Source organism: Phormidium sp. FACHB-592 (assembly GCF_014695795.1).
GTDB lineage: Bacteria > Cyanobacteriota > Cyanobacteriia > Leptolyngbyales > Leptolyngbyaceae > Stenomitos.
In genome coordinates this window covers 239,546-253,938 of record NZ_JACJOZ010000103.1, presented here as the reverse complement: position 1 = coordinate 253,938, position 14,393 = coordinate 239,546, and the positions used below count along the sequence as shown (strand labels likewise).

Annotated in this window: 15 protein-coding genes; 7 read left to right on the top strand and 8 right to left on the bottom strand. The window is 49.7% G+C overall.

The window, feature by feature from the left end:
* The first annotated feature begins 61 nt into the window (after positions 1–61).
* The 3 genes from H6F86_RS27875 (at position 62) to H6F86_RS27865 (ending at position 1,801) form a co-directional block, all read left to right on the top strand.
* On the top strand, positions 62–433 hold the full coding sequence (locus H6F86_RS27875; RefSeq protein ID WP_190454381.1) for an anti-sigma factor antagonist: 372 nt from the start codon (positions 62–64) through the stop codon (positions 431–433).
* 295 nt (positions 434–728) lie between these two features.
* On the top strand, positions 729–1,181 hold the full coding sequence (locus tag H6F86_RS32580; protein ID WP_242033721.1) for a 4a-hydroxytetrahydrobiopterin dehydratase: 453 nt from the start codon (positions 729–731) through the stop codon (positions 1,179–1,181).
* Positions 1,182–1,477: 296 nt separating this feature from the next.
* Positions 1,478–1,801, top strand: a complete 324-nt coding sequence (locus H6F86_RS27865; RefSeq protein WP_190453595.1) for a hypothetical protein — start codon at positions 1,478–1,480, stop codon at positions 1,799–1,801.
* A gap of 310 nt (positions 1,802–2,111) precedes the next feature.
* Here the strand turns inward: H6F86_RS27865 and H6F86_RS27860 are convergent, their stop codons facing one another.
* From H6F86_RS27860 to rpsF, 5 genes are all read right to left on the bottom strand, one after another.
* A complete protein-coding gene (locus tag H6F86_RS27860) occupies positions 2,112–3,611 on the bottom strand; it encodes a GAF domain-containing sensor histidine kinase (protein WP_190453592.1) in 1,500 nt (499 codons plus the stop codon).
* A gap of 283 nt (positions 3,612–3,894) precedes the next feature.
* Complete coding sequence (locus H6F86_RS27855) at positions 3,895–4,512, bottom strand: hypothetical protein (RefSeq protein ID WP_347241238.1); 618 nt, start codon at positions 4,510–4,512, stop codon at positions 3,895–3,897.
* A gap of 63 nt (positions 4,513–4,575) precedes the next feature.
* Positions 4,576–5,124 carry an Npun_F5560 family protein gene (locus H6F86_RS27850; protein ID WP_190453586.1) on the bottom strand — a complete coding sequence of 183 codons (549 nt, stop codon included), beginning with the start codon at positions 5,122–5,124 and terminating at the stop codon, positions 4,576–4,578.
* A complete protein-coding gene (locus H6F86_RS27845) occupies positions 5,121–6,143 on the bottom strand; it encodes an NAD(P)/FAD-dependent oxidoreductase (protein ID WP_190453582.1) in 1,023 nt (340 codons plus the stop codon). Before H6F86_RS27845 ends, H6F86_RS27850 begins: the two co-directional genes overlap by 4 nt.
* A gap of 107 nt (positions 6,144–6,250) precedes the next feature.
* Positions 6,251–6,571 (bottom strand): 30S ribosomal protein S6, encoded by a 321-nt coding sequence (gene rpsF, locus H6F86_RS27840; protein WP_190453579.1) that lies wholly within the window; start codon positions 6,569–6,571, stop codon positions 6,251–6,253.
* Between the two features lie 64 nt (positions 6,572–6,635).
* On the opposite strand from rpsF, the gene H6F86_RS27835 reads away from it, so the two are divergent.
* Together H6F86_RS27835 and H6F86_RS27830 are read left to right on the top strand one after the other, a co-directional pair.
* Complete coding sequence (locus H6F86_RS27835; RefSeq protein WP_190453575.1) at positions 6,636–6,815, top strand: hypothetical protein; 180 nt, start codon at positions 6,636–6,638, stop codon at positions 6,813–6,815.
* 73 nt (positions 6,816–6,888) lie between these two features.
* Entirely contained in the window at positions 6,889–7,707 is an 819-nt protein-coding gene (locus H6F86_RS27830; protein ID WP_190453572.1) for a fumarylacetoacetate hydrolase family protein, read from the top strand.
* Positions 7,708–7,762: 55 nt separating this feature from the next.
* On the opposite strand, the gene H6F86_RS27825 is transcribed toward H6F86_RS27830, so the two are convergent.
* The 3 genes from H6F86_RS27825 to H6F86_RS27815 all read right to left on the bottom strand — a co-directional run bounded on the left by H6F86_RS27825 (position 7,763) and on the right by H6F86_RS27815 (position 10,620).
* Positions 7,763–8,257 carry a Tic20 family protein gene (locus H6F86_RS27825; protein ID WP_190453568.1) on the bottom strand — a complete coding sequence of 165 codons (495 nt, stop codon included), beginning with the start codon at positions 8,255–8,257 and terminating at the stop codon, positions 7,763–7,765.
* Between the two features lie 215 nt (positions 8,258–8,472).
* The gene (locus H6F86_RS27820) at positions 8,473–9,051 is read right to left on the bottom strand and encodes a chorismate lyase (protein ID WP_242033739.1); all 579 of its coding nucleotides are present in this window, start codon (positions 9,049–9,051) and stop codon (positions 8,473–8,475) included.
* 210 nt (positions 9,052–9,261) lie between these two features.
* Complete coding sequence (locus H6F86_RS27815; RefSeq protein WP_190453559.1) at positions 9,262–10,620, bottom strand: FAD-binding oxidoreductase; 1,359 nt, start codon at positions 10,618–10,620, stop codon at positions 9,262–9,264.
* A 382-nt stretch (positions 10,621–11,002) separates the two neighbouring features.
* Between H6F86_RS27815 and hemC the strand changes: the two genes are divergently transcribed.
* Complete coding sequence (gene hemC / locus H6F86_RS27810; RefSeq protein WP_190453556.1) at positions 11,003–11,974, top strand: hydroxymethylbilane synthase; 972 nt, start codon at positions 11,003–11,005, stop codon at positions 11,972–11,974.
* Between the two features lie 110 nt (positions 11,975–12,084).
* Complete coding sequence (locus H6F86_RS27805) at positions 12,085–14,304, top strand: CHASE2 domain-containing protein (RefSeq protein WP_190453554.1); 2,220 nt, start codon at positions 12,085–12,087, stop codon at positions 14,302–14,304.
* The last annotated feature ends 89 nt before the right edge of the window (positions 14,305–14,393 follow it).

Here is a 14,393-nt window from a genome sequence, read left to right as displayed (position 1 = left end):
CTTGCTAGCCAGGATGTATACTTAAACGTCGAATCAAGGACTAAACAGCTAGGAGGGCTTTATTCCGGAACCACTAACCCTGACAGTCAGCTTAAGAGGCACGCGCGAAGTTAGGGACAATAACTACCAGTTATTTCGCCTCACCGGTCTTTTGGATGCTTTCTCAGAGCCTACCTTTCGTAAGGTGCTTACCAAATGTATTGAGGAAGGACCAAAACACATCATTTTGGATCTATCAACCATCGATTTCGTTGATAGCTCTGGTTTAGGTGCCTTAGTGCAGCTTGCCAAAAAAGCTCAAACGACCGAGGGAACATTGCAGATTGTTACCAACCCTCGTGTTACTCAGACGGTAAAGCTTGTACGTTTAGAGCAGTTTCTGTCACTTCAAACGTCGGTAGATGTAGCGATCGAAAACGTTAAAGTCAATTAATTGCCCGTTTCTCAATTGCTTCAACGGCATGGAGCTATGAGCTAGGCTCTTCATTAAGATGGAGTAAAGCAGTGGCTTTCTAGTCTCTGCCATTTTGATGCGGATAACGATTTGCCTGAATCGAAAGTCTGGACAATGTTAAAACCCTTTTGTAAGCCAACTGTGTCTACTACGATTTTTGGCAACTAGGCTTGTAAGGCTGGTTAACCTGATAAGCCTAGAGCTACATTGCCGCCGTCTCTCGACTTGGTGCCCAGATGTTCAGCGCTTATTGACCTCAGCACGAATGAAAGCAATGTCGATTTGCCACTCTTTTCACCAAATGCGGCAACAAAGCCGACCCAGGCTTATTAACCTCGCTCTAGGGTTGGTAGCGGCGATTGCGTTAATGGTTTGCCCAACCGCTGCTGCGATCGCAAATCAATCAACTGTTCCAACAACGCCTACACATGACGCTATGGCTACTCCTGCCCCATTATCTAAAGAAGAACTAAATGTGGCGTTGAGCCAAATTAGCGACTGGAGTATTAAGGATGGTAAGCTTCATCGTCAGTTTCAATTTGCGTCCTTTGTCGAAGCATTTGGCTTTATGTCAAGCGTTGCGTTAGTTGCAGAAGCTGCTGGGCATCATCCAGAATGGTTTAACGTCTACAACCGCGTCACGATTGACCTGACTACTCATGATGCTGGTGGAATTACAAGCAAAGACATTGAGTTGGCTAGTAAAGTAGACAAGCTGGCAAAGTGAGACTCAGTGCAATTGTCTCCTTACTTACGGCTAACAAAATCGACTTGTACCGAGGGCAATAGCTCTGCCAAAACATAACGGCTCTAGCAGAGTGGGCGAAGGTTGTAGCTACTGTCGGTTGACAGCAACGATCGCCAAAAACAAGAAAGAAGCCCCCGGAGGTCGCTGGGGGCTTTTGTGTGTGAAGAAGTAATGAAGCGAGTGGTTCAAATGTACTAAATTTGCTTGTACTTGTCAACCTTCTGTAAGTTTTGAGGGGCAGTGCAACTTTCCGGGCAGGATGAAAAAACTGCGGAATGACTGCTATTAGGTGTGGAGAATTGAGAGACGGGTTTCTTTCTGTCGCGATCGTTCTGCTTGACCCCATCAAACTTTTTATGTCGTACCCCTCTTCTCAAGCCTCGCAGAATTCAGCGCTTCCAGTAGTAGCAGTGTCACCCCAGCCTGTACCCAACGCTCACCTGATCGGCTTTCTCGTCATCGCGTTTGCTCTCAGTCTTGTGCTCACACCCTTTGGCTATAAGAAGTATCGTGCTTATCGGCGATCGCACTTGCTGAAGCGACAGATTGCCATACTAGAAGCAATGTGGCGCATTAGCTCAGCAAAACGAGAGCGCTGAAACCTCTGGCGCAAGTTTTACTACGGTGACACTTTAGTGTTCTGTCAAGCGTTTTGAAGGGTAGATGCCAGTGATAAAACGGTTAGCAACATACTGAATTCTATAAGAATGAAGGCTTTAAGCGTAAGCAGCCTTTGCCATTGCTAATGCAGTTTAGATTCGCATTCCCTTTATCCTGCATTGTTTAGTTAAGCATCTCTTGGTTAAGCATCTCGACGGTGGCTCTTGACGAGAACTGCTTACGTCGAAGCCTCACCCTAAGTTGTTGTAACGCTTTCCATTAGGAAAGGCGGTGGTACATTGGTTGCCCCTAACGAGATTCACTAGCTTCAGCTTTTTGTGGCAGGCTGATCACATAACGGTAGCCTGATTCAGGAGAGCTTTGGATAGTAATTTGTCCATTGTGCATTTCAGCGATTTGACGACTGAGTAGCAAGCCGAGGTTTCGATGGGGATTGGCTACTAACGCTTCTTCCTGGGCATCGTGCAACCGAGTAACAGGCTCTGCTGTCTTCATGATCGATACCTCACTGATAGCAGCGTCTTTTTCTACTAGACGAGACGCACGGTGAATTTCTGGTGATTCTACAGTAGTGCTGCTAGTGATCGACAGAGGCAAGGGTAGCGAGGCACCATTCACCTCGCTGTACGGCAGACCTTCTCCTAACCAAGGATGGGACACCCATACAGAAATAGTAAGATTGCCGCTCCGGTAGGACACATGGATACGAATATTGCTGCTAGTACTGGAGGCTTGAATTACGCTAAAGATCAGATGGTAAAGCATCTGACGAACTTTATCTTTGTCCAACATCCAAATGCGACGACCAGGTTCAACTGAGAGACGAATCTGCTGTTCGCGGCGACGCGCTGCCTGTTCTAGTGTGTTGATTGCCTGCTGACAGAGCATTTCAATATCTACAGAGGCAAGCTGTAGCTGATTGCTATCTCTAGAATTTGACAATTCTAAAATCTCATTGACCAGCGACAGCAGGTATTGTCCACTATGGTGAATGATGCCTAAATACTCTTTTTGTTTGCTTGTGAGGGGACCATAAATTTCACTAGTTAGCACGCTTGCCATGCCCATGACTGATGTCAGTGGCGTGCAGAGTTCTTGCGTCAGTTGGCTCAGGAGTTCTGCTTTAAGCTGACTGGCGATCGACGGGCTTGCAGCAGTCGTAGTTGTGATAGTCGTTTTAGCTGCCTGCTTGCGAATATCGCTTTTGGCAACCGCTGATACTATTGCCGCTCGGCTCACTGCTTGCTGGCGCTCAAATTCGCTGATGCTCCAGCGGGCAGTCAGTACTAAAAATTCGACTTCCTGATTAGTAAAGCTGTGGGGTCTTAAGTCCATTACAGCAAGAGTCCCAATGCATACACCACCCGATGTGATAAGTGGTACCCCTAGATACGCTCGTACGCCATATTGTTGCGTTAGGAGACTATGAGCAAAAGCGGGGTGGGTAAACGTGTCATCGATTGCTAAGACCTGGTGACTATCAACTACATGAGCGCAGAAAGACTCAGAACGGGGAAACTGGCGGGAGGTTGCTAAGTCATTCATTAGCCCTAGCCGAGACAAGCCAACAGAAGCCTTGAAATGTTGCTGCTGCTGATCCATCAAGCTCAGGATGCAGATGGGCGTATTGAGCGAGTGGACGGCTGTCTGAGTGGCTTCGTCGAAGACAGGGAGGGTTACGGTTTCTAAGAGATTTAATGCTGCGATCGCCAACGCACGTCGCTGCTCTCGTGTTGAGACAGTTTCACCATCAAGGCGACAAAACAACCGATTGTCAGGATGTATCATTCCGACCTCTATCCCCCGTATGTCACCGTACAGCCCTCGCCAAACCTGAAGGGCTTTTAACTATACTCATCGTTCCCTAACATTTGCTGGGATGAACGCTGGTAAGGCAACGGAGATTACTGAACTTTCGACCTCATCGCTGTTTTCGGTCGGGAAGGAATACGGAGGGGACAAGAGATGGTGAATGTGACAAGCAAAGTGAAAGGTGGCGCTTAGAGTACAAGATAGCGCTCAAAATATTTGTAGTTGCTCTCTACTACCGCTACTTGCAATGTCTGCTGCTTTAACTGATCGTTAAATCTAGAAGCGGTTGACCTGTTAGGCAAGCCCAATGGCACGCAAACAAATCAGGGGTTTGAACCTTGAGGCTGGCGATCGCTGGTGCTGCTGGAAAGGGAAATAGGCGATCGAAGCACACCGCGCCATCCTGCCAGCCAAACTGTATCAGGTAAACGGCAGGCGACGCATTGAGCGATCGCAACAATCGCTGACCGAGCGCATAAAGAGGTTGCCGTTGGTAATCTGAGAGATGGACAGGTTGTATGTATCCTGACGCTGATGCCGCGTTTACCAAGTCTGCGCCCTGAGCGCTGCCAATCACTTCGCCATAGAGCGCGCCTTTTGCTGTAAGGACGATGGGTAGCCAGAATGTACCATCCCCCGTAATGTATTGCCACGCCTCAAGCTGTTTGCGTAAGCCAGCTACATCACGGCAGACTGTATAAAGTGTCTGTCCTGGAAACACTAACTTCTCTGGTACAGAAAGTGTCAGTGGGCAAAGGAGATGAACGCCCACTATTCCAGCATCAACGGACAGATCGGAAGCTGAGATCACCTTCACATCTGTTGTCTCTAAACCAGCACCAGACCCAACACTTATGGCACGTTCCAACGCAGACACTATCGTTGTAGTCTCTGCTGAACCGATAGACTCAACAACAATTAGCACCTGAGTCATTAAACCTTAAGCGTTCCCAAAGCTGGGAAAAGCAGCATCCATGCCTTTTGGAAAGCTAGGTAGGTCAAGATGGGTTTGACGACGAGTTCTTACTGCCAGACGGTAGCTAACGCTTTGTAGCTCGGCATGAAGCTGACGATTTTCGCGCTGGATTTGAGTTACTTTTTCGCGAATGGGCACCATCCGTTCGGCAAATTTTTGACGATAAATTTTAGGCAGTTCCTGGACAACCTGCTCCAACATGCGGGAGCGATCAGTCAGTTCTTGCACCGATTGCCGTAGCTGGTAAACTTCTGCATCGCGATCGGCAATCTGTTCCTGATAGAACGTTACTTGTTGTTCTACGCCTTGCAGTTGTTCGCGCAGGGCACGCACTTCGGATAAGTGGCGCTCTGACACTTCAGGGCTAGGCATAAAGCTAGCGTTGCCTTTGACTAGGCGAAAAAGCTCCTGGGATAGCTGCTGCACAAGGTTATCGCGCATCTGTAGCTCTTCGCGGAGGCGGGCTGCCTCAGTTTGCAGATTGGGTAGTGTTTGACTCTCAGAATAGGTCACGTCTTTAGAACTCCGGTTTCAATAGCATCAGGTTGGCTCAAGTTAGATTCCCAACGGCGCGGGGCAGAGGTGCGGCGAATCTCCCGCCAAATTGCGGTTGCAGCTAATGTACCATCTGCAACTGCAATTGATACCTGATTTATGCCTTCTTTTAAATCACCAACAGCAAAGAGGCGAGGATGAGAGGTGCGACACATCGTATCGGTAACTAAGTTCTCACCCTTCCACTGCAAGTCCAACTCTTTGAGATACTCGTTGAAGTAGTGCGAACCCATAGCCACAAGCCCTGTTTCTAGCTCTACCGTTGAGCCATCAGTAAGCGCAACACCTGTCATTTCGTGGTTATGCCCCAGAAACTTGGCGATCGGTGTCTCTACTAATGGGTAGCCATGCTCTTGCAATTTTTGACGCATCTCTTCGCCCACTTCACACAGTCCTTGTGTAAAGACAGTGATGTAGGGTGTAAACCAGTTCAACACAAACGCTGTGTTGATAGCTGCTTCAGACGCAACAAACAGTCCGCACTGCTTGTCGGCAATCTCATAGCCATCACAAATCATGCAGACATGCAGATTGTAGCCTGCGTAGTCGTACACGTTTTGCATATCGTCAAGATGGGGCAGTTGATCGATAATGCCGCTTGCTGCCACCACATACTTACTGCGAAACACAGGGTAGATGCTGTCTTGCTTGCCGACTTTCACCTTGACTGCAAAGGTTTCACCTTCATCGCGTACTGCTTCAACAAAACCAGCGAGGTAGTCACCCCCTAAAGAGAGTACGTGCTGCTGCCCCTGCTGCAAGAGTGTACGCCCAGGCGTATCAGGGGAAAGCCCCAGATAATTTCGTAAGTCCTGCATCCAGAACGATCGCCCTCGACCTTTCTCAATGACTAAGCAAGAAAGCCGATAGCGTTGCAAATACATTGCCGCCGCCAGCCCGCCCGCACCACCGCCCACGATAATGACATCGTAGAGGTGGTCCAGCCGCTGATCCAGATTCTTTTTGGAAAGCTTCATGGGCTTACTGCATTTGAGAGACTGATTACGTTTAAAGACAATGAAGGTGAGGATTTCCCCTAACCTCTCCAGTGTAAGCAGTTTACAGCGATTTTGGGAGGCTAGAACTATGCCTCTACCGCTTCTGATTCAACTTCTGGAACTTCTTGCTTAATCGTAAGAAAACGGATCACTTCCTCGCTCAAACGCATGGCACGTTCTAGTAAAGCAACCTGGCTCCCATCACTCTGATAGTTGATTTGAATATAGATGCCTTCACGGTTCTTTTGAATTTCGTATGCGAGACGGCGCTTGCCGCGATGCTGTGTTTCTAGAACGTTTGCACCGTTTTCACGCAGAATGGTTTGATACTTTTCGATCGCTTGATCAACGGCTTCTTCGTTCAGGTCGGGACGAAGAATATACATCGTTTCGTAGAAATATTCCATGTTCGTTAATCTCCTTATGGACTGATGGCTTCTTTAGATAGAGCGAAGACGCGAAGGCGATTCAGTGCAAGCACCACGTAAGCGATCGCTGATTCCTGTTTTAGAAGCAAGGATTCATAATTCTATCGCCTTTCGGGCTGAATGGGGCAAGACGACAAACATCAGCTTAATGATGCATCACGAATACCACCATGCCGGAAACTGTAGTGATAGGTTTAAATACGAGTCTGCTAAGGCAGAGTGATCGAGCGATTCTGTCGTCAGCGTCGAACGAATAGTTTAAAGTTTTTCTCGATGTGTGAGGAATCGTCTGAGTTATGGCACAGCGCTACGTTCGGGTTCAAGCGGCAGATGGGCAGATTCACTACGGGCTACTCCAGCTTGGACGAGAAGTACAGGTGCTAGATGCGCCACCCTGGCTGAATGGTCACTTAACAGATTTAGAGTTGGCGGCGGAAACCTACAGCCTTCTGGCACCCTGTGCGCCCTCAAAAGTAGTGGCTGTTGGTAAAAACTATGCGGATCATGCAGCCGAAATGGGAACGCCTGTGCCTGACGAACCACTGTTGTTTATGAAGCCGTCTACTGCTGTCATTGCTACAGATGGCATCATTCTTTATCCCTCGCAGTCGCGTCGCGTCGATTATGAGGGCGAGTTAGCGTTGGTGATTGGCGAACGCTGTGTAGACTGCACGCCTGAACAGGCGCAAGGAAAAATTTGGGGCTACACGATCGCCAATGATGTTACTGCCCGCGATCTACAGCGCAAGGATGGTCAGTGGACACGCGCTAAAGGGTTTGATACGTTTTGCCCTTTAGGTCCGTGGATTGTGCGAGACGTGAGTCCTGGCGCTCGGCTACAAACGTTTGTGAATGATGCATCTAAACCCGTACAGTCTGCTTTTATCGATCAGATGGTTTTTCCACCAGACGTTTTGGTGTCTTACATCAGTCAAGCGATTACTTTGCTGCCAGGAGATGTGGTACTAACGGGTACGCCTGAAGGTGTGGGAGCACTACAAGTGGGCGATCGCGTTCGTGTTGAGATCGAAGGCATTGGCTACCTTGACAACACTGTTGCGCTGCGATCGCCCGAGCCACTGCTAGATTCTCAGCTACAAGCGGAAGACCTCTAATCGCTAAAGCTTTCCACTTGTAAGCCGACTTTTTTGATCTGACAAACCCTAATTCTTAACGAACCTGAGTATAAGCCGCATCCGAAATGGTTGGAATTTCAGCGTAGCGACCCATTGCCGACTGCACGACCGAGTAACCCACAGCCGCTACTACACCTAGAAAGATCGTGTTAAACAATGTCTGTTCTAGCAAGGTGCCTTGTAAGATCCCCGAGAGAGCATAGCGCCAGAGGATCGAAATTAAGCTCAACACGATGCCAAACAGAATTGACTGCATCGCATTAAAACGAATGAAATGCACGATCGACTCGTTTCTGACTACCAACAAAAAGAGTGCAAAAAAGATGATCAGGGGCATGAAGCCGCCAAAACCATAGTAGGCGCTTAAAAGCGGTGCAAGCGGCAGCGCAATGGCATTGAAAATTGGACTGAGGAAGGAGCCAGAGCCAACTACTCTATAGACCATGCCAATCACGTCTAGCAGCGGTAACAAGTAAACTAAGCAAGCAAAGATCCGGTCTGTGGGAGAAATAGACCCGCGCCAAGCCATGTTGCATTCTCCAGAAATGAGGTGATTTTTGAGGCTTTGTTTCAAACTTCAGATATTGCTCAGGATAGCGTAATTAGCAATGGATGCCCAATTTTGACGGCTTCCTGAACAGTCTCACAAAGCTCGCTCCTACTGCGATTGTCCTTCATCATGCCGTTTGATTTTGAATGAGGCGATCGCTCCATTGACACTCTTGAGCGAGAGACGCGATCGCTTCAGCAGTCTAACCGGGTCGCGCCAAGGTACTTGGTCAGGTATGGCGAAAAGACCTCATAAATGAGCGTCAGCGGTTGACCGTGATGCCAGAACAAATAATGTCGCCCCCAGAGTGGTCCCGTTTGCCCAAACGCTAATTCCAACGGCGCTGAATGACCGTAGTAGATACCCTGCACATCGCGATACAGTTCTGTGCGTAGACGTGCGAGGCTTGCCCAGATGGGGAGCGATCGATTTTGCAAGTAGTCATCCACATGGCTGGCTTCCCACCAGGATGTGGCATAAGCGAGACGTTGCCCTGAAGCGGTTCGTAACCACACCTGCCGCCGTACACGCGGACCCGGCACTACCTGAAGTTGCCTTGGAGCATTGTCTTCATCCATCCCAATGGCTGACATATCAATTACGTCAACTTCTGTTGGTTCGCCAGTCAGGAGTTGCAAGTGGCGTGTGGGTGAACCGTCGCCCAGCATCAGCATTTGCCAGGTTGGTGCTAACTGGTGATGAGGGAGACCCTGCTGCACCACTTTGTCGTCTCCTTGCCAAAGGGGATCGATCGGGTGCCAGATTGTTGGCAACGCAACGCTGTCAGGAGACTCAACCGTTGTAGACAATTTTCTTTACACAACTTAACCTCAGTATAATCATAGCGTCCTGGGTAAAGAAGTTTTGGGAGGAGGCGATCGGAGTTATTTATTGTTGGTTCTTAGAGGAAGCGGAGAGGCAAGAGAGTAGGGGAGGCAGAGGCAGCAGCTACAAAACTAAAACTTTTCCGTTCCCTCAGTTCCCTACTTCCGCTCTGCCCAAGCTCGCATCTTGCCGGGATTTAGCAACCCGTAGGGATCAACCCTTTCCTTAAAGCGCAACTGTTCTACGTCAACCGTCTTCCTGCCACCATCTTCTAAAACGAAGGTGTGTGGATTGGCAATGAAGGCACCATGGTCTTCGTGGTAACGAATGATTTCTGCTAAGCGCTCTGGAGTGGTGTAACGGACAATCTGCAAGGCAGCAGGTATTGCTTCGCCACCCATCCGAATAAACTCCAGATGCATCATCACCTCATCGCCAAAATGCTGATACATCCGCTCCACCAACTTCAATTCCTTATCGGACGGAAACATGGTTTGCAGGTAAGTGAGAGATGGATCAACGCTGCGGGCATGGAGCGTGGTGTGATTCCAGGAGTACTCAACCAGTGTGCTTCCCTTGCTCGCTTCTTGGGCGCTTTTTTGCAAACAGATAGTGCCGTTGTACTCGTTCACCAGGGCTGCAAAGGGTTCTAGAGACGATTCTGCAACTAAAACTAAAGCGCAATGACTGCCAACAGGAATCACATTGCGAAACGCGGCGAAATAGGTGGGGATGGGATCGGCGCAGATGCAGACGAGCTTTTTGATAATGCCATCACTATCGCTAAAGACTTGCCCAAACCGAGCCGCTGTCATGAAATCGGGAAAGGCTACAATTGCCTCTGCCCAGGCATAAGCTGGTGCAAGGGGAATTTCTAGCTCTGTGATGATGCCGTTGGTGCCATAGGCGTGAGCAACTTTGTAAACATCATCGCCGCGTAGCTCAATCACGCGAGGTTCATCTTCTACCGTAACGACTCGTACTGCAAGGAGGTTGCCGCGATCGCGAATTTGCCCATAAGTGATCGAGCCAATGCCACCGCTGCCGCCGCCAATAAAACCGCCGATCGTCGCTGTACGGTAGGTAGAAGGCAACATCCGAATTTCCCAGCCGCTACCTCGTGTCTCTTTATCCAGAGCCGCTAGCTTCACTCCTGGTTCCACACATGCGATCCCCGGTTTAACCCATTTCACTGCCTGCATTTTCGACAAGTCAAGAATAACTCCGCCCTGAAGCGGTACACACTGTCCATAATTACCTGTCCCCGCACCACGCACTGTCAGGGGGAGTCTCCATTTGACGCAGGCAGTTACCGCCTGTATGACCTCTGCTTCTGTCGTTGGGCGCACCACAACATCGCCCCGCTTGTCGTTTAGTAGCGGTTGCAAAATAGGGCTAAAAGTGTAGTAGTCCTGCGAAAGTTTTGTGAGTTGAGCCGGGTCCGTAATGATCTCTAGTCCAGTTAACTCGGCAGAAAAGCTTTCCAGATCAGCGGGTTGAGCGGTTGTAGAAGTCATTGGCGATCGTGCAAACGTCTAAAGAGCGTGATGGCAATTCGCTTTTGCTGATTCATTCCCATCCCCATTAACAGCAGTAGGGGATTTTTTACCAGCATTCAGCATGACACAAAGCAATACAGGGCAGGTTGCCAGGGGAGCAAGTCTATCTAAGTCTTCCAGTATGTGCCTCTGTCCATTGTCTTTAACGATACGGTCTGGGCAAGCAGTACTCTTTTGACCCGCATAGGCTCTGAAGCTTGCTGCTGTTTACACAGAATATCCTGTCTTCCAGCTTAATTATCTGTAACGCTTCACCGCTTAAGACCCACACCAAAGGAGTTACACACTGCGGTAATGTGGAGGGAGTGACTTTTGAAGCTCGTTTCAAGCCCTGGAATTTATGTCGCCTACCGTAACTCCGATCGCCGCTCGTACGATTCGCATTGGTTCCCGCAAAAGTCAGTTAGCCCTGGTGCAAACCTATTGGGTGCAAGAGCAATTGCAAAAAGCCTTTCCAGAGAGAACCTTTGAAGTACACACTATGAGTACTCAGGGCGACAAGATTCTGGATGTAGCGCTGGCAAAAATTGGCGATAAAGGTTTATTCACGAAAGAGTTAGAAGTTGGCATGATCAATGGTGACATTGACTTTGCTGTTCATTCGCTCAAAGATTTGCCGACTCACTTGCCAGAAGGTCTGGTTCTAGGCTGCGTCACTGAGCGCGAAAACCCTGCCGATGCGCTGGTAGTTCACGAACAGCACAAAGACAAGCAGCTAGACACATTGCCACAGGGGGCGATCGTCGGTACGTCTTCGCTCCGACGCTTAGCGCAACTGCGACACCACTATCCCCATCTCAGCTTTAAAGATGTACGGGGAAACTTGAATACGCGGCTGGCGAAGCTGGATGCAGGCGAATATGACGCGCTGATTTTGGCGGCGGCAGGCTTGCAGCGGTTGAACATGGCAGACCGCATTCATCAATTTATTCCTGCAGAAATCTCGCTGCACGCGGTTGGGCAAGGGGCGCTTGGTATTGAATGTCGAGGCGATGATGCTGAGGTATTGTTACTGCTCAAGGCACTGGAGCATAAGCCAACAGCCTACCGTTGCTATGCGGAACGCTCTTTCTTGCGATCATTGGAAGGCGGCTGTCAAGTGCCGATCGGTGTGAATACTACTCTAGAGGGCGATCAGCTGACGCTACTTGGCATCGTCATTAGCCTGGATGGACAGAAAGTGGCAAAAGATAGCGTGACAGGCTTGGCAACAGAGGCTGAGGCGTTAGGTCTGGAGCTTGCTCAACGTCTTCGCCAACAGGGCGCACAGGAGATTCTCGACGAGATTCTGGCAACGGTACAGCGAAGTTAAGAGCAGTTCTAAACCTGCAAACTTGTGTGCCACAATCGGTAGCAGCGCTGCAACTGCTCACTCAGGATGCCCTTTTTTCGCAGCCGTGAACTTCATCAAGGCTGGGCTATATGATGGGAACCCTGCTAAACGGACGTTTCAGAATCATTCAGGTTTTGGGCAGTGGTGGTTTTGGGCAGACTTATATTGCAGAAGATATTCTGCAACCCGATCGTCCTCAGTGTGTCATTAAGCACTTTAAGCCCGCTTATCAAGAACCAGGATTCTTGCAGATCGCACGTCGCCTCTTTGCGACCGAAGTCGAGACCTTGCGAAAGTTAGGTAGCCATGACCAAATTCCTACGCTCTTAGCTGATTTTGAGGAAAACGAGGAGTTTTATCTAGCGCAAGAATACGTTGAAGGGCAGCCGTTAAGTGATGAACTGGCAGCGGCAAAACGGCTTGAGGAAGCAACCGTGACTGCTCTCCTCCGAGACGTGCTGCAAGTTCTGACGTTTGTGCATCAAAACAATGTCATTCACCGCGATATTAAGCCCGGAAATTTGATTCGGCGGCAGCGAGACGGCAAGTTCGTGCTGATTGATTTTGGCGCTGTTAAAGAAATTCAAACGCAGATCACAAGCATGGTGCCGGGTCAGACCGAACTGACTGTAGGCATTGGCACACACGGCTATGGACCGAGTGAGCAAATGATGGGCAAACCGCGCTACAACAGTGATTTGTATGCGCTGGGCATGACGGCAATCACGGCACTGACGGGCTTACAGCCCTTTCAACTGCCAACTCATCCTGAAACAGGCGAAGCAATTTGGTGTGACCAGGCGCAGGTAAGCCCTGGCTTGGCAGCCATTTTAACGAAAATGACGCGCTACCACTTTAGTCAGCGTTATCAGACAGCTCAGTCAGCACTATATGCCTTAGATCATCCAACTGAGATCGTTGCAGATGACACGCAGCTACCTATGACGCTGTCAACGTACCTGCCAACGGAGGTTCTAAACCGTGCCCTTGATCGTGCCAGTCAGCCTCAAACGGATCAACTAGCGTTAACGCACTCGCAGCCACTCTCAGAAAGCGTGTTAGGCGTTGACAATAGACCAAGGGGGAAGTTGGCAAGGGTCGCTGTGGGCATTGCCAGCTTTGCAGTCACGGGGTTGATACTCGGTCTGCGCCAGTTGGGTTGGTTACAACCGCTAGAGTTGGCGGCATACGATCGCTTGGTGCAGGTTAGCCCAGACCCCGGTTTGGATCACCGCTTGCTGGTGGTGGGCATTACCGAGGCTGATATTGCTGCTCAAAAGCGCTTTCCGGTCGCCGATCATACCCTTGCGCAGGCAATCACGACACTTCAGACTGCTAAACCTAGAGTGATTGGGCTTGATCTATTACGCGATATTCCCCAACCGCCAGGTCGTACAGAATTTTTGGCTGCAATCAACGCACCGAACGTTATTGCGATTACCAACCTGGGCAGCGCGGCTACACCGGCAGCACCAGCGCCTCCAGGAGTGCCTCTCGACCGTATTGGGTTCAACGACTTTGTACTTGACCCAGGTGATGTATTGCGGCGTAACCTGCTGTTTGCTGACAGTGCCGTAAATCACACTGCGACTGTCGATAAACGTCCCACGACCTTTTATTCTTTTTCGTTGCGGTTGGCGCTGACCTATCTTGCCAATCAAAAACTTTCGCTTCAGCCACGCTCCAATGATCCTGGCTTGTTTCAGCTTGGCAAGACACAGTTTAGTCCGTTAGAGAGTCAGGCGGGTGGCTACCAGGCGATCGATGCTCGCGGCTATCAAGTTTTGCTCAAATACCGGGGACGGGCGATCGCGCGGCAGGTCAGCCTAAGCGATATTCTTAACGGCAAGGTTCAGCCTGATTGGGTGAAGGATAAAGTTGTCCTGATTGGCACAACGGCACCCAGCGGTAAAGATCTCTTTTCTACCCCCTATAGTGCTGCTAGTGACGAGACGCCCCGCATGGCTGGAGTGTTGCTGCACGCACAGATGGTTAGCCAGCTTTTAGACGCAGCTCTGGAAGGACGATCGCTCTTCTGGTTTTGGTCTGAATGGGTTGAAGCATTATGGATTGCAGTCTGGGCAGCGATCGGTGGCGCGCTGGCATGGTACATCCGGCAACCGATGGTGTTGGCATTAAGTGGTACGTTGCTCTTACTCAGTTTGGCTGTTATCGTCTTCAGCCTTTTTTTGCAACAAGGCTGGATTCCACTTATAGCACCTGCGTTCGCAGCGACAGCGACAGGCGGTCTTGTGATTGCTTACCGTGGGTATTGGTCACAGCCGTCAGACAAGGTTGGTCGCTCGTGAGCCGTCAGCCGTTAGCATAAAATTTAAGCTGATTGTTCTACAGCAACGTCAGCTCTTTAAAGGCACAGAAACTTTGATGAGATACCATC

Coding starts and splice junctions, on each gene's coding strand:
- H6F86_RS32580 (WP_242033721.1), top strand. CDS start 729: ATGTCGATTTGCCACTCTTTTCACCAAATGCGGCAACAAAGCCGACCC.
- H6F86_RS27865 (WP_190453595.1), top strand. CDS start 1,478: ATGACTGCTATTAGGTGTGGAGAATTGAGAGACGGGTTTCTTTCTGTC.
- H6F86_RS27860 (WP_190453592.1), bottom strand. CDS start 3,611: ATGATACATCCTGACAATCGGTTGTTTTGTCGCCTTGATGGTGAAACT.
- H6F86_RS27845 (WP_190453582.1), bottom strand. CDS start 6,143: ATGAAGCTTTCCAAAAAGAATCTGGATCAGCGGCTGGACCACCTCTAC.
- rpsF (WP_190453579.1), bottom strand. CDS start 6,571: ATGGAATATTTCTACGAAACGATGTATATTCTTCGTCCCGACCTGAAC.
- H6F86_RS27830 (WP_190453572.1), top strand. CDS start 6,889: ATGGCACAGCGCTACGTTCGGGTTCAAGCGGCAGATGGGCAGATTCAC.
- H6F86_RS27825 (WP_190453568.1), bottom strand. CDS start 8,257: ATGGCTTGGCGCGGGTCTATTTCTCCCACAGACCGGATCTTTGCTTGC.
- H6F86_RS27815 (WP_190453559.1), bottom strand. CDS start 10,620: ATGACTTCTACAACCGCTCAACCCGCTGATCTGGAAAGCTTTTCTGCC.
- hemC (WP_190453556.1), top strand. CDS start 11,003: ATGTCGCCTACCGTAACTCCGATCGCCGCTCGTACGATTCGCATTGGT.
- H6F86_RS27805 (WP_190453554.1), top strand. CDS start 12,085: ATGATGGGAACCCTGCTAAACGGACGTTTCAGAATCATTCAGGTTTTG.